Origin of the sequence: Streptomyces sp. NPDC047525, from assembly GCF_040643025.1 — a bacterium.
Classification (GTDB): Bacteria; Actinomycetota; Actinomycetes; order Streptomycetales; family Streptomycetaceae; genus Streptomyces; species Streptomyces durmitorensis.
Genome location: NZ_JBEYTL010000006.1, coordinates 193,092 through 212,889, shown reverse-complemented (window position 1 = coordinate 212,889; position 19,798 = coordinate 193,092). Strand labels below are relative to the sequence as shown.

Below are 19,798 nucleotides of genomic sequence, written 5' to 3'. Positions count from 1 at the left end.
GCCCGCTCCTACGTTCGCTGGGCCGGAACCGCATGAGCCATCGACCGTAAGGACGGACACCCGCCATGACTCACGTGATCGAACTGAAGGCCGTGGCCAAGCGCTACGACAGCTCGGGCGCGCCCGCGCTCGGCCCGCTCGACCTCGGCGTCGCCCCGGGCGAGGCACTCGCGGTGACCGGCCCCTCCGGCAGCGGCAAGTCCACGCTCCTGAATCTCGTCGCCGGTCTGGACAAGCCGACGGACGGCACGGTCACGGTGGCGGGGCGGCGCATCGACCGGCTGAGCGAGCACGCGCTGGCCCGCTTCCGCCGCGAACAGGTCGGCATGGTCTTCCAGTTCTTCAACCTGCTCGACGACCTCACCGTCGCCGACAACATCCAGCTCCCCGCCCAACTGACGGGAACGGCACGGAAGAAGGCGGCGGCCCGCACCGTCGAGCTCATGGAGATCCTCGGCATCCAGAAGCACGCCCGCGCCTACCCGGGCCGTCTCTCCGGCGGCGAACGCCAGCGCGTCGCGGTCGCGCGGGCGCTGGTCAACCGCCCCGCGCTGCTCCTCGCCGACGAGCCGACCGGTGCGCTCGACACCGCGTCGGGCCACGACGTCCGGGAGCTGCTCGTGGATCTGCACCGCGGCGGGCAGACGATCGTCCTCGTCACGCACGACCTGGCGCTCGCACAGGCCTGCGCGAGCCGCACGATTCACCTGGTCGACGGCCATCTCGCCCTCGACACGCATGCGCAGGCGCTGCGGTGAGCGGCTTCGGCAGCGGCGCGCTCGGCCGCGTCGTGCGCTCCGGGGTGGGCCGGCGCCGGGTACAGACCCTGGTGATCGCCGTGGCCACGATGATGGCCGTGGCCTCGGCCGTGGTCGCCGGGTCCCTCATGGTCGCCGCGAACGCCCCCTTCGACCACGCCTTCGCACAGCAGCACGGCGCGCACCTCACCGCCCAGTTCGATCCGGCGAAGACGAGCACGGCACGGATCGGGGCCACCGGGCGCCTCGACGGCGTCACCGCGAGCGGTGGCCCTTACCCGCTCACGACGATCCGCCCGGTGACCCCGGACGGCGGTCACCTGCCGGCCACGACACTGGCGGGGCGCTCCGAACCGACGGGCGCCGTGGACGACCTGGACCTCAAGTCCGGCCGCTGGGCGACGAAACCGGGCGAGATAGTCCTTGACGAGTCCTTCGCCGGACCCGCCTTCGAGCCCGGCTCCACCCTGAAGACGTCGGACACCGCCGACAGCAGGACCCTCAAGGTCGTCGGCCTCGCGGTCTCGGTCAGCAAGACCGCGGGCGCCTGGGCGACGCCCGCACAGGTCAGGGCGCTGGCGTCCAAGGACAGTCCCGTCACGAGCCAGATGCTCTACCGCCTCGACTCCGCGGGCACGAACGCACAGATCACCGAAGCCCGGAAGGAGATCGCCGCCGCGGTGCCGTCCGGCGCTCTGCTCGGCACCCAGTCCTATCTGGACACCAAGCGCGCCGCCGATCAGGGCGCGGCGCCGACCATTCCGTTCCTGATCGCGTTCGGTGTGCTCGGCATCGCGATGTCCGTGATCATCGTCGGCAGTGTGATCAGTGGAGCGGTCGGCACGAGCCTGCGCAGGATCGGCATCCTCAAGGCCATCGGCTTCACCCCGCGCGAGGTCGTGCGCGCCTATGTGGCCCAGGCCCTGATCCCTGCGGGCGTCGGCATCGCGCTGGGGGTCGTGCTCGGAAACGTGCTGGCCGTCCCGCTCCTGGACGGCACCGAGGAGGTGTACGGCACGGCGTCGCTGTCGGTGGCCTGGTGGGTGGACGTCGTGGTGCCCGCCGCGGCGCTGCTCGTCGTCGGCGTCGCGGCGCTCGTGCCCGCGCTGCGGGCCGGGCGGCTGCGCACGGTCGAGGCCATCGCGGTGGGCCGGGCCCCGCGCACGGGGCGCGGCCAGTGGGCACACCGGGCGGCGGGGCGGCTGCCGCTGCCGCGGGCGGTGACCTACGGTCTCGCCAGCCCCTTCGCGCACCCGGTCCGTACGCTCGCGATGCTGCTCGCGGTGGCCTTCGGCACGGTCGCGGCGACCTTCGCGGTGGGTCTCACGGCGTCGCTCAACGCGGTCGGTGCCGCGTCGGACCCCGAGGAGCGCGCCGCCGTCACCGTGTTCAGCGGGGGCGGGCCGCCCCAAGGCCCCGCCGAACCCCGCTCCTCGGGGGCCGAATCGGCTCCCCCGGCCGCCGACCCCGCGAAGGTGCGCGCCGCCGTCGAGGCGCAGGCGGGCACCGCCTCGTACTACGGCCTGACGGAGACCGAGGCCACCGTGGGCGGGATCTCGGGACCGGTCCGGGCCAGCCTCTACCGGGGCGACATGGGATCGGGCGGGTACGAGATGATCGCCGGCCACTGGATCAGCGGTGCGGGGCAGCTCGTGGTGTCCACGCGTTTCCTGGAGAGGACCGGGACCGGGATCGGCGACACCGTGCGGGTGACCCTCCGGAAGGAGAGCCGGACCCTGCGGATCGTCGGCGAGGCCTTCGACACCTCGGACGACGGTCTGCACCTCCACGCGGGCCTCGCGGACTTCCCCGCGGTCGAGCCCCAGACGTTCCTCGTCGAGGTGAAGGCGGGCGTCTCCCCTGCCGCGTACGCCGAGAAGCTCTCCGCGACGCTCGAACCGCTGGGCGGCGACGCCGTGGCCAATTCCCCGTCGGAGCAGGAGGGCACGATCCTCGTCCTGAACACGATGGCGGTGCTGCTCACCTTGATGCTGGTCTCCGTGGCGGGCCTCGGCGTGCTCAACTCCGTCGTCCTCGACACCCGGGAGCGCGTCCACGACCTCGGCGTCTGCAAGGCGATCGGCATGTCACCGCGGCAGACCGTGAGTCTCGTACTGGCCTCGGTGGCGGGGATCGGTGTGGTCGGCGGCCTGGTGGGCGTGCCCGCCGGGTTCGCGCTGCACGGCTTCGTGCTGCCGGTGATGGGGCGCGCCGCGGGCACCGCTCTGCCGCCGTCGGTCCTCGACGTGTACGCGACGTCGCACCTGGTTCTGCTGGGGCTCGCCGGGGTGGTCATCGCGCTCCTGGGCGCGCTGCTCCCCGCGGGCTGGGCGGCCAGGGCCCGCACGGCCACGGCTCTGCGCACGGAGTGAGGGCCCCGCCCGCCGCGGACTGCCGAGGGGGCTAGGGCTCCCTCGGCGGCCACTGGGGACGCTCGTCGTCGGGCAGGGTCAGCAGGGCCTGGCCGACCGTGCGGTGGGCGGGGAGCAGTTCCGTGCTGCCGGTCAGCGTCAGCATTTCCGAAAGGCGCCGGCCCGCCCCCGCGAGCAGCAGCCTGCCCTCGCGGCGGGCGAGCAGCCAGCGCACGGCGAGCAGGCAGTTGAGCCCGCGCGAGTCGCAGAACATCAGCGCCGTCACGTCGAGGACCAGGTGCCGGTGGCCGGCCTCGACGGAAGCGCCGAGGGTACGCAGAAAATACTCCTCGCAGGACTGGTCGAGCTCGCCGCTGACCCGCAGCACCGCGGAGTCGGAGCAACTCGCGAGCTCGGTGATGGTCAGGCGATGGGTCTCAGTGGACATCGCACCCCCATGAGCCATCGTACCGAGATCAACCCAGTGGCCTCTCCCGAAACAGCCCGGCGCGGCTCGCGCGCTGCCGCGTGGCGCTCCTACCTCTTGTCGAGGAGCTTGGCCCGCAGCCGCCCGAGGATCTTGGTGAGGATGCGCGAGACGTGCATCTGGGAGATGCCGAGCTCCGCGCCGATCTCGCTCTGCGTCATGTCGGCGGCGAACCGCATCGCGAGGATCCTGCGCTCGCGTTCCGAGAGGGCGGCGATGAGCGGCTTCAGGCTGTGCAGGTCCTCGACCTTGTCCAGCTCGGGATCGCGGTAGCCCACGTGGTCGGCCAGCGTGTCGTCGGAGTCGACCCCGTCGGCCGGAAAGTCCAGGGAGGCCGTGGTGTAGCCGTTGGCCGCGGTGAGGCCTTCGCTGATCTCGGCCTCGTCCAGGTCCAGGTGCTCGGCGAGTTCGGCCGTGGTCGGGGCGTGCCCGTTGGTCTGCTCGAGATCGGTGGTGGCCTTCACCAGGTCGAGGCGGAGCTCCTGGAGCCGGCGGGGAACGCGCACGGCCCAGGTGGTGTCGCGGAAGAAGCGCTTGATCTCGCCCATGATGGTCGGCAGCGCGAAGGTCGGGAACTCCACGCCCCGCTGCAGGTCGAAGCGGTTGATCGCCTTGATCAGACCGATCGTGCCGACCTGGACGACGTCTTCGTACGACTCGTCGCGGGGGCGCATCCGGTGCGCGGCGTACCGCACGAGGTTGAGGTTCAGCTCCACCAGCGAGTTGCGTACGTAGGAGTGCTCGGGGGTGCCTTCCTCCAGCGCGTCGAGGCGGGCGAAGAGCGTCTTGGACAGGGCCCGCAGATCGGCCGTGCGCTGCCCGCCGCCCAGGGGCAGGGGGTGCTCGGTGGCCGTCGGCTCGGCTGCGGCGACGTCGGGGCCGGCGGTATGTCGCTCGGCGAACGCCACCGTGGCTGCTGGGCTGCTGGGCGTCGGGGCCACCATCGTCACTCCCGGAACACATGGCGCCCTCGGGGTGAGAGCGCGCCGTGCAACGGCTCTTACCCGCCATCTGCCGTTACATTCCCGTGACTTGACTCTCCGTATAAGAAACCGCTTCGGGATAAGAAGCCCCTTCCGGGGAACTCGGTCGGAGCGCGGGATGACTCGGGAGGTGGACGGCTGTGATCTGGTGGATGTGGCTGACCGTCGTAGTGGTCGCACTGCTCCTGCTGGCCGGTGCGGCCTTGGGAACACAGGCCCGGCGCCGGGGCGGGGGCGCGATCGTGGTCCGTCGAGGGCGTCGTGCGGGACGCGGGAGGATCCGATGACCACGCTGATCCTCGCCGCCGGGCTGACCAAGCGCCCCGTGGTCACGCTCGGCGGGGAGGCGGTGGCCCAGGTCAAGGACACCGTCTTCGACGCGGCGGGCGGACGGATCACCGGCTTCACGCTGGCGGGCCGCGGGCTGCTCTCCGGTCCGCTCAAGCAGAGCCTGCCCTGGTCCGGCGTCCACGCCTTGGGACCTGACGCGGTGATGATCTCCGCCGTCGAGGTCCTGCAGGCCAGGGACGCGGTGGTGGACAGGGGCGAGGCGGACACCGGGCAGGTGCGCGGCGCCCGGGTGCTGAGCGATGCCGGTCTCGAGTTGGGCACGGTGCTCGACGCGGTGGTCGAAGGCGGCGCCAGCGGCCGGGTGGTCGGCTTCGAGGTCGCCACCACCGAGGCGATGGGACGCCATGAACGCCGGGCGTTCCTGCCCGCGCACGGCCAACTGGCCATGACCGGCGACACCTTGGTGATCCCGGCCCTGCTCGCCGAGCAGGCGGTGGACGACCTCGGCGCGCTGACCGCCGCCTGGGAGCGGATCCGCGCCACGGGTGAGGCGGGGTTACGGAAGGGGGACGACCGATGATGCTGCTCAGTCAGGTACTGGGTCACCCGGTGATCAGCGCCGAGGACGCGCGCCCCGCCGGGGAGGTGGCCGGAATCGGCATCGATCCGCGGACCCGCCGGATCACGGAGCTGTATCTGCGGGACACCAAGAGCGGCGACAGCGTTCCGTGGACCGCGGTGCGCGGGGTGGGCCCGGACGCGGTGATCATCGACACGGGCGCCGCGGCCGAGGACTCCCGGAGCAGCTCGCACTCCCGGGCGCACAAGAGGCTGTTGGGCAAGCGGGTCCTCACCGAGTACGGCGAGGACATCGGCACCCTCACCGAGGTCACCTTCGACCCGGACACCGGCACAGTCGGCGACCTCTACGTCGGACGCGAACAGACTCCCGGCAACCGCCTGATCGGCATCGGCCCCTACGCGCTGGTCCTCGGCACCGGGCCCGCGCTCTGATCAAGACCCATGGGCCACCACCCCTTTGGGGGAGTGTGCGCCAGCGGGCCCGGGGCACCCGAAGCGCCATGCGACTCATCAGCCTGATCGAACACACCATGGAGCGATGGACGACGACCCTGTGGACCCTGTTGCTCCCGACCCGGCACCGGCGCGGGGAAGTGGTGGCCACCCTTTGCCGTCAGTGCGACGACAGCGCGTTGATCCTCGGGCACGAGCGCGTTCTCGTCCCCAACGCGTTCGTCATCGAGCTGCCGCCGGAGAGCCACCGCCGGCTCACGACCACCGGCGCGGAGCTGGGTCGCCACCTCGCCGCACAGGTCCACCGGCACGCCGCCGAGCAGGGCTACACGTTCGCGGGCCCCGTCGCGGTGAGCCTGCGTCCGGCCGGCGGGGACGCGGTCGGCAGGTTCCGGATTCATGGCCGTATCGACCCGCACACCGCGGGGCGATCACCCGGCCGAGCCGCTGCGGCAGAAACGCTGTGTTTTGAGTGAAGCAATATGTGTGTCGGCCGTGAGAGAAATCAGCGTGAGGCGCTCTGAGAGTTTCTTGCATGCCAGCCGGAACGGCATTTTTTACCACACGGAGCCGACCGTGGCGTGCTACTGTCGATCTCAGTTGCAGTTGTGGTTCCCAAAAAACTTCAAGTGCCCTCACCGCTCTTTTGTGCAGGTGAGAGCACTTTTGTATTTCCGGTCATTTCCGGCGGGGCGATCATCGCGGCGACACGGAGTGCGCACAGTGCGGACTCCGGGCACTGCCCCGAAGGAGATTTGACATGGCTATTGGCACCGTGAAGTGGTTCAACGCTGAAAAGGGCTTCGGCTTCATCGAGCAGGACGGCGGCGGCCCCGACGTCTTCGCCCACTACTCGAACATCGCCGCCCAGGGCTTCCGTGAGCTCCAGGAAGGCCAGAAGGTGAACTTCGACATCGCCCAGGGCCAGAAGGGCCCGACGGCCGAGAACATCGTTCCCGCCTGACGCTCACGCGTACTTCGCAGCTGGGGCCCGCACCTTGGGGTGCGGGCCCCAGCTCGTTCATTTCCCGCACTATCCAGGGCCGCACATTCTCTGTGCGAACACCGTGTCATCGACCTTTTGTTCGCCGTGCCCCTGTCCGGAACGTCACTCGTTCCCGCGCATCCGCCCGCAGAACACCTGCCGCCGGCCGGATTCGCTTTACGCATTTTCTCCGGCCCGTTCTCGTGATTCTCCGCGCTGCGTTCTCGCTGCGGAATTTCCTTGGTACGTGCCGCATCAAGGAAGGTTCCGCATGAACCGCACACGCACGAACGACCGCTCTTCCCGCGCACGCTCCGGCGGCTACGGCTCCGGTTCCGGCTCGAGCTACGGCTCCGGCTCGGGCGGCGGCAGGAGCGGAGGCCGCTTCGGCGCCCCGTCCGGCGGCGGCCGCTCCGGCGGCCCGAACCGTTCGGGTGGCTACGGCCGCCGACCGTCCGCACCCCAGGGCGAGTTCGCCCTGCCGGTCACGGTCACCCCGGCGCTCCCGGCCGTCGAGGCGTTCGCCGATCTCGTGATGCCGGCGCCGCTGCTCGCCGCGCTCGGCCGCGAGGGCATGAGCGTGCCGTTCCCGATCCAGGGGGCGACGCTGCCCAACTCCCTCGCGGGCCGCGACGTACTCGGCCGTGGCCGCACCGGCTCGGGCAAGACCCTCGCCTTCGGCCTCGCACTGCTCGCCCGTACGGACGGCCAGCGCGCCGAGCCGCGCCAGCCGCTGGCCCTGGTCCTGGTCCCCACCCGCGAACTGGCCCAGCAGGTGACCGACGCGCTCACGCCGTACGCCCGCGCCCTGAAGCTGAAGCTCGCCACGGTGGTCGGCGGCATGTCCATCGGCAAGCAGGCCGGTGCGCTGCGCGCCGGAGCCGAGGTCGTCGTCGCCACGCCCGGCCGCCTCAAGGACCTCATCGACCGCGGCGACTGCCGGCTGAACCAGGTCGGCATCACCGTCCTGGACGAGGCCGACCAGATGGCCGACATGGGCTTCATGCCCCAGGTCACCGCGCTGCTCGACCAGGTGCGCCCCGAGGGCCAGCGGATGCTGTTCTCGGCCACCCTGGACCGCAACGTCGACCTGCTGGTCCGCCGCTACCTCAACGACCCGGTGGTCCACTCCGTCGACCCCTCGCAGGGCGCGGTCACCACGATGGAGCACCACGTGCTGCACGTGCACGGCGCGGACAAGCACCAGACGACCACCGAGATCGCGGCCCGCGACGGCCGCGTGATCATGTTCCTGGACACCAAGCACGCCGTCGACAAGCTGACCGAGCACCTGCTGAACAGCGGTGTCCGCGCGGCGGCGCTGCACGGCGGCAAGTCCCAGCCGCAGCGCACGCGGACCCTGTCCCACTTCAAGACCGGTCATGTGACGGTGCTCGTGGCGACCAACGTCGCCGCGCGCGGGATCCACGTCGACAACCTCGACCTGGTCGTGAACGTCGACCCGCCCACCGACCACAAGGACTACCTCCACCGCGGCGGCCGTACGGCACGCGCAGGTGAGTCCGGCAGCGTCGTCACCCTGGTGACGCCGGGTCAGCGCCGCGACATGACCCGCCTGATGGCCGCCGCGGGCATCACCCCGCAGACCGCCCAGGTGCGCTCCGGCGACGAGGAGCTGAGCCGCATCACCGGCGCCCAGGCCCCTTCGGGCGTCCCGGTCACCATCACCATGCCGGCCGCCGAGCGCCCCCGGCGCGGCAGTGCCGCCTCTTCCCGTGGCCGCCGCAGCCGCAGCGCCCAGGACCGGCGCACCGACCGCGCCCCGCGCCGCGCCGCTCAGGGCCCGTCCGCCTCGGCGGCCTAGGCTCCGCGCGTTCACCCAGCTCATCCATCCCTGCAGGAGGCACCTTTGACACCGGTTCAGACGCAGCCCCGCCCGGCGGATCCCGCCACCGTCCCACTGACTGACGGCGCCGAAAGCGCCGGCGGCACGGACGCGAGCGGACCTCAGGTCCGTGACGACATGACCGTGGAGCTGGCTCTTTCGGTCATGTCCGGATCGGGCGCGGGCCATCTGTTCCTGTGCGACGAGGACGACCAGTGCACGGGCCTGATCACTCGGGCCCAGCTCATCGCCGTCCGCGAAGGCCCCGCCTACACGGACCAGGTCCGCCTACGGGACGTTCTCGCTCTCGCGCGTTGATCGCCCCACCCCTCTCAACCGGCCCCTCTCCTCACCTGTGAGGCATCATGCGCTGCGTCATCGCCCGTTTCCCGTTCGACCTCACCAAGAGTGGGGTGCTGGACGCGATGAAGGGCATCAAGCCCGAGCCCATCACGGGCGACTCCGTCATCGTCGGCCGCCGCCACTACCCCATCAAGCAGGTGGGAGCGGTCATCACCCGCCAGGACCGTCGTGACTTCAGCGCCGGTGAGGTCACCCGCGCCATGACGCTCCTCGGCTTCACCTGCCGCACCCCCTCCGAGGACGTCGCCCCGCGCGACCTCACCCCGCTGCAGACCGCGTCGGCGATGCTCGGCGCCTCCACGCCCGTGTAACGACGAGGAACAGCCAAGAGGGCCCTGCCGGCGCGCGCCGGCAGGGCCCTCTTGCGTGCCCGCAGCGCGCGCACCCGGGCAGCAGCACACAAAATCTGTCCTCGCGAGAGTAGACATTGAGCGGTCGCATGATTAGGGTTTCTCTCGTACCCATAGACCAGAGGAGAACGGAGGAGCAGACGCCATCAGGATCGCCCGGCCCGAGCTCGATTCGGCCCGGGTGCCGCAAGACCCCGGATTGGAAGGTGGTCCCCGGTCACGCATCAGCGATCCCCGCAATCCCGCCCTGTTCTCGGGCCGGACGGCGGAAACAAGAGGTCGGCGCAGCATTAGAGCCGACAGATGGTGTTGAATTTCCTTCGGGGCCTTGGTGCCGTACGGCGCCAGGGCCCCTCGACGCGTTGGCACAAGAGGTGACATGACTGCAGATATTCCGCTCAGTGGTCGTCTGGACGACGACGACTACCCCGCCTACACCATGGGGCGGGCCGCCGAGATGCTCGGCACCACACCCGGCTTCCTGCGGGCCATCGGCGAGGCCCGGCTGATCACGCCGCTCCGCTCGGAAGGCGGGCACCGGCGGTACTCCCGCTACCAGCTGCGGATCGCCGCGCGCGCCCGCGAACTGGTGGACCAGGGCACCCCCGTCGAGGCGGCGTGCCGCATCGTCATCCTCGAGGACCAGCTCGAGGAGGCCCAGCGCATCAACGCCGAGTACCGCCGCGCCTCGGCCGACACCAGCGACGCCCCGGGCTGACCCCGCAGGCTTCACGCGGCAGGAGGCCACACCCCCGGGACGAGAACCCCCAGCGCGTACGCCCGCGCCACCAGTTCCGTCCGGTTCGCCGCGCCCCAGCGCTCGGTCAGGCGGCGCAGGTGGTAGGTGACGCCGTCGCGGGTGAGGCCCGTCTCGCGGGCCGCCTGAGCCGTGGTCGCGCCGCCGGCCAGCAGGGCCAGGATGCGGGCCTCGGCCGCCGTGGCGGCCTCGGCGGGTGCCGGAGCCGGGGCGCACTCCTCGCCCAGGACGCGCAGCAGCACGAGCAGGCCGGGCACCGCCTCGACCGTGTCGCTCACCGGCTCCGCCGTCAGCTCGCCGTGGCGCCGCACCCCGTCGGCCGCCTCCCAGTGCACGGCGACCGGGTAGCGCGAGCGGTGGCGCAGCCGGACCGCCTCGGCGATCCGCAGGACCTGGGTCTTCTCCTCGGGGCGGAACAGCTCAAGGACGTTGCGGCCCCGCAGGGTCCCGGAGGTCTCACCCCACTCCGCAGCCATCGCCGGATTGGCGAGGATGATCGCCCCGCTCGCGTCGCAGACCGCGACCGGCATCGGGATGCGGTTGAAGAGGAGCATGGCGCGGTTGCGCCACAGCACGGAGTCCGCGGAGTCCACAGGGCGACTCCTTCCAGCCAGGGGCAGTCAAGAGCGGGGCATCATTCGCCACTACACAATCATGTAGCGCCGCGGCGCCGACCCGCGGGGACCGGCGATCAAGCTGGGGATCAGTGACTTCCGTACGGCGAAAGGCAGTTGTCACGCCATGCCCCCCACCACCACCGCACCGCTCCCCCAGGACGCCGGGTCCGGCCTCGACGGTGTACCGCTGATCGACATCTCCGCCACCGGGCCGGGGCCCGCCCCGGTGCAGCAGGCCATGGAACTGGTCCGCCGTCACGGGCCCGTGGTGCGGCGGCGGCTGCACGGCCGCGACGCGCTGTTCGTGAGCGATCTCGATCTCGTCACCGAGCTCGCCGACGAGACCCGCTTCGCCAAGCACGTCGGCCCCGCCCTGGAGAACGTGCGCGAGTTCACCGCCGACGGCCTGTTCACCGCGTACAACGACGAGCCCAACTGGGCCCGCGCGCACGACATCCTGATGCCCGCGTTCGCGCTGGGCTCGATGCGCACCTACCACCCGATGATGCTGCGCGTCGCCCACCGCCTTATCGAGTCCTGGGACCGCGGCGCGTGGGACGGGCGCCCCGTGGACGTGCCGGGCGACATGACGCGGATGACGCTGGACACGATCGGGCTCGCCGGGTTCGGCTACGACTTCGGTTCGTTCGAGCGGGCCGAGCCGCATCCCTTCGTCGACGCCATGGTCCGCTGCCTGGAGTGGAGCATGACGCGGCTGAGCCGCACGCCGGGCAGTGACCACTCGGCGGCGGACGCGGCCTTCCGGGCCGACGCCGACTATCTGGCGCAGGTGGTCGACGAGGTCATCTCCGCGCGGGCCGGTGGCGCCCTGGGCGCCGAACCCGCCGATGACCTGCTCGGCCTCATGCTCAGCGCCGCACACCCCGGCGACGGCTCCAAGCTGGACACCGCCAACATCCGCAACCAGGTCATCACCTTCCTGATCGCGGGGCACGAGACGACGTCCGGCGCGATGTCGTTCGCGCTGTACTACCTCGCCAAGCACCCCGCCGTCCTCGACCTCGTACGGCGCGAGGTCGATGCCCTGTGGGGCGACACGGCCGACGTCGAGCCGACCTTCGACGAGGTCGGGCGGCTCACCTACACACGTCAGGTACTCAACGAGGCGCTGCGGCTGTGGCCGACGGCCGCCGCGTTCGGCCGGCATGCCCGCGAGGACACGCTGCTCGGCGGCCGGATCCCGCTGCGCGCGGGCCAGGGCGTCACCGTGCTCACGCCGATGCTGCACCGGCAGCCCGTGTGGGGCGACAACCCGGAGCTCTTCGACCCGGAGCGCTTCACCGCCGAGGCGGAAGCCGCGCGTTCCCCGCACGCGTTCAAGCCGTTCGGCACCGGTGAACGGGCCTGCATCGGGCGGCAGTTCGCGCTCCATGAGGCGACCATGCTGCTCGGGATGCTGGTGCACCGCTACCGGCTGCACGACCACGCCGACTACCGGCTCACCGTCAAGGAGACGCTCACCCTCAAGCCCGACGGCTTCACGCTCACGCTGACGCCGCGCACCGCCGCCGACCGCGTGCACGGCGAGCTGCCGGGCAAGGCAGCGGGCCAGGCCGTCGCGGAGCCCGACGCCACCGTGCTGCCCGCACGCGTCCTGCCGGGCACGCGCGCGCTCTTCCTGCACGGCAGCAACTACGGCACCTGCCGGGACTTCGCCGCCCAACTCGCCGACGAGGCCGCTTCGGTGGGCTGCGAGACGCAGGTCGCGCCGCTGGACGCGTACGCGGGCGCGCTGCCCGCCGACCGCCCGGTCGTGATCACCGCCGCCTCCTACAACGGCCGGCCCACCGACGACGCCGCCGGGTTCGCCTCCTGGCTCGACGGCGCCCCCGCGGGCACCGCCGAGAACGTCACGTACGCCGTCCTCGGTGTGGGTGACCGCAACTGGGCCGCCACCTACCAGCACGTCCCGACGCGCTTCGACGAGCGGCTCGCGGAGCTGGGCGGCGCCCGGCTCCTGGAGCGGACGGCGGCCGACGCCTCGGGCGATCTCGGCGGCTCCGTACGCGAGTTCACGGCGCGGCTGCGCAGGGCGCTTCTTGAGCGGTACGGCGATCCCGACGCGCTGGATGCCCCGGGGGCCACGGCTGCCTCCGATGCGTACGAGGTGCGGGAGGTGACCGGCGGCCCGCTGGACGCGCTCGCCGCGCGGCACGGGCTCGTTCCGATGACGGTCAGCGAGGCCCACGACCTCACCGCGCCCGGTCACCCCCGCACGAAGCGCTTCGTACGGCTCGCCCTGCCCGACGGCGTGACCTATCGCACCGGCGATCATCTCACCGTCCTTCCGGTCAACGACCCGGCGCTCGTCGACCGGGCCGCCGCCGCGCTCGGCGTCGACCTGGACGTGGTGCTCGACATCCGCGCGGGCCGCCCGCGCCGCGACGGCCTCGCCGTGGACCGCCCCCTGACGGTGCGCCAACTCTTCTCCCGTCATGTCGAGTTGCAGGACCGGCCCACCGCAGGCCAGCTGGCCGTGCTCGCCGCCGCCAACCCCTGCCCGCCCGAACGGGCCACTCTCACCGCCCTCGCCGACGACGCCGAGGCCCGCGCGGCCGACGGGCGCACGCTGCTCGAACTGGTCGAGGCCTGCCCGGCCCTGCGCGGCGCGCTTGAGTGGGCCAAGCTCCTGGACGTGCTCACGCCCCTGCGGCCCCGTCATTACTCGGTGTCCTCGTCGCCGGGCGTGCGCCCCGGCCACGCCGACCTGATGGTGTCCCTCCTGGAGGCCCCGGCCCGCTCGGGCAGCGGGCTGCTGTACCGCGGCACGGGCTCCGGACACCTGGGCGGGGTGCGTCCGGGCGACACCGTCCTGGCCCGCGTCCAGCCCTGCCGCGAGGCCTTCCGCATCGACCACGCGGACACGGTGCCCGTCATCATGGTCGCCGCGGGCACCGGCCTCGCCCCGTTCCGCGGCACGATCGCGGACCGCGCGCGACTGATGGCCGGGGGAACCCAACTCCCGTCTGCTCTCTGTTACTTCGGGTGCGACGCGCCGGACGCGGACTTCCTGCACGCCGATGAACTGCGCGCCGCGGAGGCCGCAGGAGCGGTCTCGCTGCGCCCGGCCTTCAGCGCCGCCCCCGTCGACGGGGTGGCCTTCGTCCAGCACCGCATCGCGGCGGAGGGCGACGAGGTGTGGGGCCTGCTGGCCGCCGGAGCCCGGGTGTACGTGTGCGGCGACGGCTCACGCATGGCGCCGGGCGTGCGTGACGCCCTGCGCACACTGCACCGGGACCGTACGCCGGGAGCCACGGCGGCGGACTCCGAGCGGTGGCTGGACGAGCTGACCGCGCAGGGGCGTTACGTCGAGGACGTGTACGCGGCCGGGTGAGGGAGGCAAGCGGCTCACGTACCGGCTTACGTACCGGCTTACGTACCGGTGGCGAACAACTCCCCCAGGGCGCGGGCCGTTTCGTCGCTGTCCACGTGGTGCAGGCTCCGGATGCCGAGGCGTGCCGCCCCGCGCAGATTGTGCTCCAGGTCGTCGATCATGACGCAGGCGGTCGGTTCGACGCCGAGGCGGTCGCAGGCCGTCTGGAAGATGCGGCGGCCCGGCTTGCGCGAGCCGATGTCGCTGGAGATCACGACGATGTCCGCGAGCGCGTCCAGGTCGTATCCCTGGTAGCAGTCGTCGCCCAGCGCGTTCGACACGATCGCCACCGGGACGCCCTGGGCGCGCAGCCCCTTCAGCGCGGCGAGCATCTTCTCGTCCGGTCGCATCCCCGCCCCGATCGCGGCGACGAGGCCCGCCGCCACCACCTCCGTGCCCTTCTCGCGCAGCCGCCCCGAGATGCCCCGCTCGAACTCGGCCTCGCTCATGCGCCCGCACTCGTGCTCCACGAGGAGCGCCGACGCCTCCGCGTCCTCCCGGAACAGCCGCTCGATCAGCAGCGGATCGTCGCTCACCCGCGCGGAGTACGAGCGGAACGAGTCGAGCACGCTGGTGGTCAGCACACCGCCGAAGTCGGTGAGCACCGCACGCGGCGACGCGTCGGGCCGCACCTCAGGCGCGTCATCCACTTCTGTCTCCTCTACATCCCGCCCTTGTCGGCGTAGTTGAATCGTCGGTCGAGGATCTCAAGGACCCGCTCGCCCCAGCGTAGGTTCGACTCCTCCAGGGACCGGCCCGCCATCAGCGTGAGGTAGGGGCCGATGCGCTCGGCCTCGCACAGGTACCGCGCCTCGTCGCGGCCGCCGAGGAGGTGGAGGCGCAGCCGTTCGTACCGGGCGAGTTTGCCGCGCGACCACTCCATGCGCTCCTCGATCAGCGCGCGGGTGGCCGACGGGTCGCCGCCGTCCATCGCCTGCACCTTGACCATGAGTTCGTCCCGGATGGCGATGGGCCGGGGCGGCTCGGCGGCGAAGGCGTGCAGGTCGCGCAGGCCCGCCTCGGTGAGCGTGAACATCCGCTTGTTGGGCCTGCGTTCCTGCTGCACCACGCGTGCGTCGATCAGGCCGTCGCCCGCGAGTCGCTCCAGCTCGCGGTAGAGCTGCTGGGGAGTCGCGGACCAGAAGTTCGACACGGACACGTCGAAGATCTTGGCCAGGTCGTAGCCGGACGACTCGCCCTCCAGGAGCGCCGCGAGCACCGCGTACTTGAGAGACATCTGGACACCGTACACCGATGTGATTACTCTCCTCCGCACCTACTCAACAAATTGACTATCAGCACGATCAAGCACGATCAACGATGATGCGAGGTGTGGGCATGCAGGCTTTCCGCAAGGCCGTCGAGGCCGACGATCACGAGGCCATCGAGGCGCTCCTGGCCGACGACGTGGTCTTCTCCAGCCCGGTCGTGTTCCGGCCCTACCCGGGCAAGGCGACGACCGCGGCGATCCTGCGCGGCGTCACGCGGGTCTTCGAGGACTTCCGGTACGTACGCGAGATCAACGACGCCGCGGGGCGCGACTCGGCGCTCGTCTTCGAGGCGCGGGTCGGCGACCGGCAGATCACCGGCTGCGACTTCCTTCACGTGAACGAGGACGGACTGATCGACGAGTTCATGGTGATGGTCCGCCCCCTGTCGGCCGCCCAGGCGCTCGCCGAGGCCATGGGCGCCCAGTGGGAGCGGATCACGCAGGAGGCGGCGGGCGCGTAGCCGGTGCCCGCGGCTACCAGCCGCGGGCCGACCGGACGAGGTGGTCGCGCACGAGGGCGACGTGCGGGTTGTCCGCGGATCCGGGGCGCTGCACGAGGTGGCCGGTGTTGATCGGGGCGTCCTCCGGGTCATGGAGGAGCACCAGGGTGCCGGCGGCCAGTGCGTCGCGGCAGAGGTAGCGGGGCAGCACGGAGAATCCGGCGCCCGCGACGACGGCCGCGAGGACGCCGCGCAGATCGGGGACCGTCACGGAGGCCTCGCAGGCCAGCCGCTTGCCGAAGACGTGACGCCAGTAGCGGCGGGCGATCGGCAGGTCATCGGCGTACGTGATCAGCGGGACGCCGTGCAGCACCCCGGGCCCATCGGCGGCGATCCGCGCGGCGCCGCCGATGCGCTCGGCCCACGAAGCCGAAGCCACGAGCACGAACTCCTCGTCCGCGAGCGGCACGGAGCTCAGGGAGCGCCCGCGGGGGCGGGCCGTGGCGATCACCAGATCGTGCCGCCCCGCCCGCAGCTCGTCCAGGAGCCGGTCGGTCAGGCCCGTCGTCACGCGCAGCCGGACCCCCTTCTCGACCAGCGGGGCGAGCGCGGGCAGCGCGCAGTGGCAGAGCATCTCCGCCGGGCCCGCCAGATGGACGGGCTCCGCCGGGGCGCCGCCCAAGGGGCCGCCGTGCCCGGTGACCGCGGCGAGGGCGTCGAGGGGATCGACGACACGGGCGGCGAGCGCGTCCGCGTACGGCGCCGGGGCGACGCCGCGCGGCAGCCGCTCGAACAGCTCCCGGTCGACCTGGCGCTCAAGGGCCCGGATCTGCGTGGTGACGGTGGGCTGCGAGAGGCCGAGCAGACGGGCCGCGGCGGTGAAGGAACCCGACCGGTACACGGCCAGGAACGTACGCAGCAGGTTCAGGTCCAGTGGGCCCCCGGCGGCGCTCTGCGCCACGGCCGCCCCGTCCGGCGCCTCCGGCGCGGGCCCCGGAGCCATTCCCGCCGACCCATCGGAATTCCTATCTCCCATATGGGTCAGCCTATTGGATTTCGTTGGGTACGCCCACCTACCTTCGAGGACAGCACCACCTGACGCTCTGAGCACAGAACGTCAGAGATTCCAGCCTCGGAGAGACACCATGGCCAAGATTCTGTTCGTCGTGACCGGCGCCGACCACTGGACGCTGGCCGACGGCACCCAGCACCCGACCGGCTTCTGGGCCGAGGAGGCCGTCGCGCCCTACGAGGCGTTCAAGGCCGCAGGACACGAGATCGTCGTCGCGACACCGGGCGGCGTCGTGCCGACCGTCGACCAGGCGAGCCTGGCGCCCGAGTTCAACGGCGGCCAGGAGGGCGCCGACAAGGTCGCCGTGACCCTGGCGGAGATCAGCGAGTTCCTGCGGCCGCTCAAGCTGGCGGAGGTCGACCTCGCCGACTACGCCGCCGTCTTCTACCCCGGCGGCCACGGCCCCATGGAGGACCTCGCCGTCGACGCCGAGTCCGGCAGGCTCCTCACCGCCGCCCTGAAGTCCGGCAAGCCGCTCGGTGTCGTCTGCCACGGCCCGGCCGCGCTGCTCGCCGCCACCGGACAGGACGGCTCCAACGCGTTCGCCGGGTACGAGGTCACCGGCTTCACCAATGTCGAGGAGACGCAGTCCGGCTTCGCCGAGAAGGCCAAGTGGCTGCTCCAGGACCGGCTCGTCGCGGCGGGCGTCGACTTCCAGGAGGGCGAACCCTGGGCCCCCAAGGTGGTCGTCGACCGCAATCTGATCACCGGTCAGAACCCGGCGTCCGCAGCCCCGTTGGCGGCCGAGCTCGTCAAGAAGCTGGCCTGACCCTCATGGGCACCGACCGGCTCGACGAGGTCCTCGACGCCGCCTACGACTCCCTCACGCGGTATGGCGTACGGCGCACGACGATGGACGACATCGCCTCCACGATGGGCGTGTCCCGGTCAGCCGTCTATCAGTACGTCCGCAACAAGGACGACGCCTTCCGCAAGCTCGCCGAGCGCCTGCACGCCGAGGCGCTCGCGCGGGCCCGGCAGGCGGCGGCCGATGACGCCCCCGGCGCCGAGCGCATCCGCGGTGTCCTCGCGGCCAAGCTCGACCTGGTCCTGCGCCTTGCCGGGGACTCGCCGCACTCCGCCGAGCTCCTCGATGCCAAGGCCCGCCTCTTCGGCGACATCTGCCACGGCTTCACCGGATCGCTGCGGCGCCTGCTCGTCGACCTGTTCACCGAGGCGGGGACCCCGGCATCGGTGGAGCCCGCCGAAGCGGCCGACATCTGCATCGCCCTGGTCATTGGCCTGGAGTCCGTGGCCGACGCCCGCGAACTCTTCGGCCCGGCCACGGACGCGCTCCTGACCGGCCTCCTCGGCTCCCCGGTCTCCACGGCGACCGACTGACCGATCCCCCCTGCCTCTCCCCCACCCCCCATGCACCGGCTCATCTGAGACCTCCCGAGGAGACCCCTCATGCACCACCCCGAAGCACCCGCCTCCGAAGCTGTCGCCCCCGAGGCGCTCGTCGCCGGGCTCCGCGCCACCTTCGCCACCGGCCGCACCAGGCCGCTGGCCTGGCGGGAGGAGCAGCTCACCCAGCTGCGCTCCCTGTTCACCGAGCACCGCGAGGACATCGCGGACGCCCTGTACGCCGATCTGCACAAGCCGCGCACCGAGGCCTACACCGCCGAAGTCGACTTCCCCGTAAGGGAGATCGACCACACGCTGGCCCACCTGGAGGAGTGGCTGCGCCCGCAGCCGCTCGCGTCCGGCGCCCTCGCGGGGCTGCCCGAGGGATCGACCGCGGGTACGCAGTACGAACCGCTCGGCACCGTCCTGATCATCGCGCCGTGGAACTACCCCGTGCAGCTCCTCCTCGTGCCCCTGGTGGGCGCGCTGGCGGCGGGCAACACCGCCGTCCTGAAGCCGAGCGAAGTCACCCCGGCCACCTCGGAGTTGATCGCCCGCCTGATCCCCGAGTACCTGGACACGGACGCGGTCGCCGTCGTCGAGGGCGGCGTGCCGGAGACCACCGCGCTGCTCGCCCAGCGCTACGACCACATCTTCTACACCGGCAACGGCGCCGTCGGCCGCATCGTGATGCGCGCCGCCGCCGAGCACCTCACCCCGGTCACGCTCGAACTCGGCGGCAAGTCGCCGGTGTTCGTGGACCGGGACGTCGACGTGGCCGCCGTCGCCACGCGGCTGGCCGAGGCCAAGTTCCGCAACGCCGGGCAGACGTGCGTCGCCCCCGACTACGTCCTCACCGACCCGGACACCGCCCCCGCCCTCGCCCGGGAGCTGCGCACGGCCGTGGAGCGGGTGTTCGGCGCGGACCCGAAGTCCTCGGACACCTACGGACGCATCGTCAACGAACGGCACTTCGACCGGGTCTCCGCCCTCCTCGGCTCCGGGACGACCGCGTTCGGCGGGCAGAGCGACCGCGATGACGTCTACATCGCGCCGACCGTGCTCACGGACGTGAAGCCCGACGAGCCCGTGATGCAGGAGGAGATCTTCGGTCCCGTACTGCCGATCGTGAACGTCGACGGCCTTGACGAGGCCATCGCGTTCATCAACGACCGCGACAAGCCGCTCGCCCTCTACGGCTTCACCGAGAACGAGACGACACGGCGGCGCCTGGCCGCGGAGACGTCGTCGGGCGGGCTCGGCTTCGGCCTTCCGATGGCCCATCTCCGCGTTCCCGAGCTGCCGTTCGGCGGCGTCGGCGAGAGCGGCGTGGGCAATTACCACGGCCCGCACTCCATCGCCACGTTCAGCCACCGCAAGGCGCGGCTCGACGTGCCGCTGGGCTGAATCCCGGCCACTGGCTGTGGCGGCCCTGTGCAGTTTCCGCCCTCC

21 protein-coding genes are annotated in these 19,798 nt (G+C 71.8%); 15 read left to right on the top strand and 6 right to left on the bottom strand.

Annotated elements, in window-relative coordinates:
• Positions 1-65 precede the first annotated feature (65 nt).
• On the top strand, positions 66-758 hold the full coding sequence (locus ABZ833_RS19125) for an ABC transporter ATP-binding protein (RefSeq protein WP_361048022.1): 693 nt from the start codon (positions 66-68) through the stop codon (positions 756-758).
• Complete coding sequence (locus ABZ833_RS19120; protein WP_361048020.1) at positions 755-3,130, top strand: FtsX-like permease family protein; 2,376 nt, start codon at positions 755-757, stop codon at positions 3,128-3,130. Before ABZ833_RS19125 ends, ABZ833_RS19120 begins: the two co-directional genes overlap by 4 nt.
• A 31-nt stretch (positions 3,131-3,161) precedes the next feature.
• Here the strand turns inward: ABZ833_RS19120 and ABZ833_RS19115 are convergent, their stop codons facing one another.
• Positions 3,162-3,557: an STAS domain-containing protein gene (locus ABZ833_RS19115; protein ID WP_361048017.1), complete on the bottom strand. Its 396-nt coding sequence runs from the start codon at positions 3,555-3,557 to the stop codon at positions 3,162-3,164.
• A gap of 89 nt (positions 3,558-3,646) precedes the next feature.
• Positions 3,647-4,540, bottom strand: a complete 894-nt coding sequence (locus ABZ833_RS19110; protein WP_361048014.1) for an RNA polymerase sigma factor SigF — start codon at positions 4,538-4,540, stop codon at positions 3,647-3,649.
• Positions 4,541-4,862: 322 nt separating this feature from the next.
• On the opposite strand from ABZ833_RS19110, the gene ABZ833_RS19105 reads away from it, so the two are divergent.
• The 8 genes from ABZ833_RS19105 (at position 4,863) to ABZ833_RS19070 (ending at position 10,167) form a co-directional block, all read left to right on the top strand.
• Positions 4,863-5,450 (top strand): PRC-barrel domain-containing protein, encoded by a 588-nt coding sequence (locus tag ABZ833_RS19105; RefSeq protein ID WP_361048011.1) that lies wholly within the window; start codon positions 4,863-4,865, stop codon positions 5,448-5,450.
• Positions 5,447-5,884 (top strand): PRC-barrel domain-containing protein, encoded by a 438-nt coding sequence (locus ABZ833_RS19100; protein ID WP_361048009.1) that lies wholly within the window; start codon positions 5,447-5,449, stop codon positions 5,882-5,884. Before ABZ833_RS19105 ends, ABZ833_RS19100 begins: the two co-directional genes overlap by 4 nt.
• Positions 5,885-5,952: 68 nt before the next feature.
• Positions 5,953-6,381, top strand: a complete 429-nt coding sequence (locus ABZ833_RS19095; RefSeq protein WP_361048006.1) for an FhaA domain-containing protein — start codon at positions 5,953-5,955, stop codon at positions 6,379-6,381.
• A 284-nt stretch (positions 6,382-6,665) separates the two neighbouring features.
• Complete coding sequence (locus ABZ833_RS19090) at positions 6,666-6,869, top strand: cold-shock protein (protein WP_249591397.1); 204 nt, start codon at positions 6,666-6,668, stop codon at positions 6,867-6,869.
• 292 nt (positions 6,870-7,161) lie between these two features.
• A complete protein-coding gene (locus tag ABZ833_RS19085; protein WP_361048003.1) occupies positions 7,162-8,715 on the top strand; it encodes a DEAD/DEAH box helicase in 1,554 nt (517 codons plus the stop codon).
• Between the two features lie 159 nt (positions 8,716-8,874).
• Complete coding sequence (locus tag ABZ833_RS19080; protein WP_361048745.1) at positions 8,875-9,054, top strand: hypothetical protein; 180 nt, start codon at positions 8,875-8,877, stop codon at positions 9,052-9,054.
• Between the two features lie 47 nt (positions 9,055-9,101).
• On the top strand, positions 9,102-9,410 hold the full coding sequence (locus ABZ833_RS19075) for an SCO5918 family protein (protein WP_361048000.1): 309 nt from the start codon (positions 9,102-9,104) through the stop codon (positions 9,408-9,410).
• Positions 9,411-9,828: 418 nt separating this feature from the next.
• Complete coding sequence (locus tag ABZ833_RS19070) at positions 9,829-10,167, top strand: MerR family transcriptional regulator (RefSeq protein WP_361047997.1); 339 nt, start codon at positions 9,829-9,831, stop codon at positions 10,165-10,167.
• Between the two features lie 11 nt (positions 10,168-10,178).
• On the opposite strand, the gene ABZ833_RS19065 is transcribed toward ABZ833_RS19070, so the two are convergent.
• Positions 10,179-10,760, bottom strand: a complete 582-nt coding sequence (locus ABZ833_RS19065; protein ID WP_361048743.1) for a PAS domain-containing protein — start codon at positions 10,758-10,760, stop codon at positions 10,179-10,181.
• Between the two features lie 187 nt (positions 10,761-10,947).
• On the opposite strand from ABZ833_RS19065, the gene ABZ833_RS19060 reads away from it, so the two are divergent.
• Positions 10,948-14,178, top strand: coding sequence for a cytochrome P450 (locus tag ABZ833_RS19060; RefSeq protein WP_361047994.1), 3,231 nt, complete (start codon positions 10,948-10,950; stop codon positions 14,176-14,178).
• 38 nt (positions 14,179-14,216) lie between these two features.
• Here the strand turns inward: ABZ833_RS19060 and ABZ833_RS19055 are convergent, their stop codons facing one another.
• Positions 14,217-14,867 carry an HAD family phosphatase gene (locus ABZ833_RS19055; RefSeq protein WP_361047991.1) on the bottom strand — a complete coding sequence of 217 codons (651 nt, stop codon included), beginning with the start codon at positions 14,865-14,867 and terminating at the stop codon, positions 14,217-14,219.
• Positions 14,868-14,878: 11 nt separating this feature from the next.
• Positions 14,879-15,454 (bottom strand): PadR family transcriptional regulator, encoded by a 576-nt coding sequence (locus tag ABZ833_RS19050; protein ID WP_361047988.1) that lies wholly within the window; start codon positions 15,452-15,454, stop codon positions 14,879-14,881.
• Positions 15,455-15,555: 101 nt separating this feature from the next.
• Here ABZ833_RS19050 and ABZ833_RS19045 point away from each other — a divergent pair, with 101 nt between their 5' ends.
• On the top strand, positions 15,556-15,948 hold the full coding sequence (locus ABZ833_RS19045) for a nuclear transport factor 2 family protein (RefSeq protein ID WP_361047985.1): 393 nt from the start codon (positions 15,556-15,558) through the stop codon (positions 15,946-15,948).
• 13 nt (positions 15,949-15,961) lie between these two features.
• On the opposite strand, the gene ABZ833_RS19040 is transcribed toward ABZ833_RS19045, so the two are convergent.
• Entirely contained in the window at positions 15,962-16,963 is a 1,002-nt protein-coding gene (locus ABZ833_RS19040) for a LysR family transcriptional regulator (RefSeq protein ID WP_361047982.1), read from the bottom strand.
• Between the two features lie 109 nt (positions 16,964-17,072).
• Between ABZ833_RS19040 and ABZ833_RS19035 the strand changes: the two genes are divergently transcribed.
• The 3 genes from ABZ833_RS19035 (at position 17,073) to ABZ833_RS19025 (ending at position 19,753) form a co-directional block, all read left to right on the top strand.
• Positions 17,073-17,768: a type 1 glutamine amidotransferase domain-containing protein gene (locus ABZ833_RS19035; RefSeq protein WP_361047980.1), complete on the top strand. Its 696-nt coding sequence runs from the start codon at positions 17,073-17,075 to the stop codon at positions 17,766-17,768.
• 5 nt (positions 17,769-17,773) lie between these two features.
• Positions 17,774-18,340 (top strand): TetR/AcrR family transcriptional regulator, encoded by a 567-nt coding sequence (locus tag ABZ833_RS19030; RefSeq protein ID WP_361047977.1) that lies wholly within the window; start codon positions 17,774-17,776, stop codon positions 18,338-18,340.
• Positions 18,341-18,409: 69 nt separating this feature from the next.
• Entirely contained in the window at positions 18,410-19,753 is a 1,344-nt protein-coding gene (locus ABZ833_RS19025; RefSeq protein WP_361047974.1) for an aldehyde dehydrogenase family protein, read from the top strand.
• Positions 19,754-19,798 lie beyond the last annotated feature (45 nt).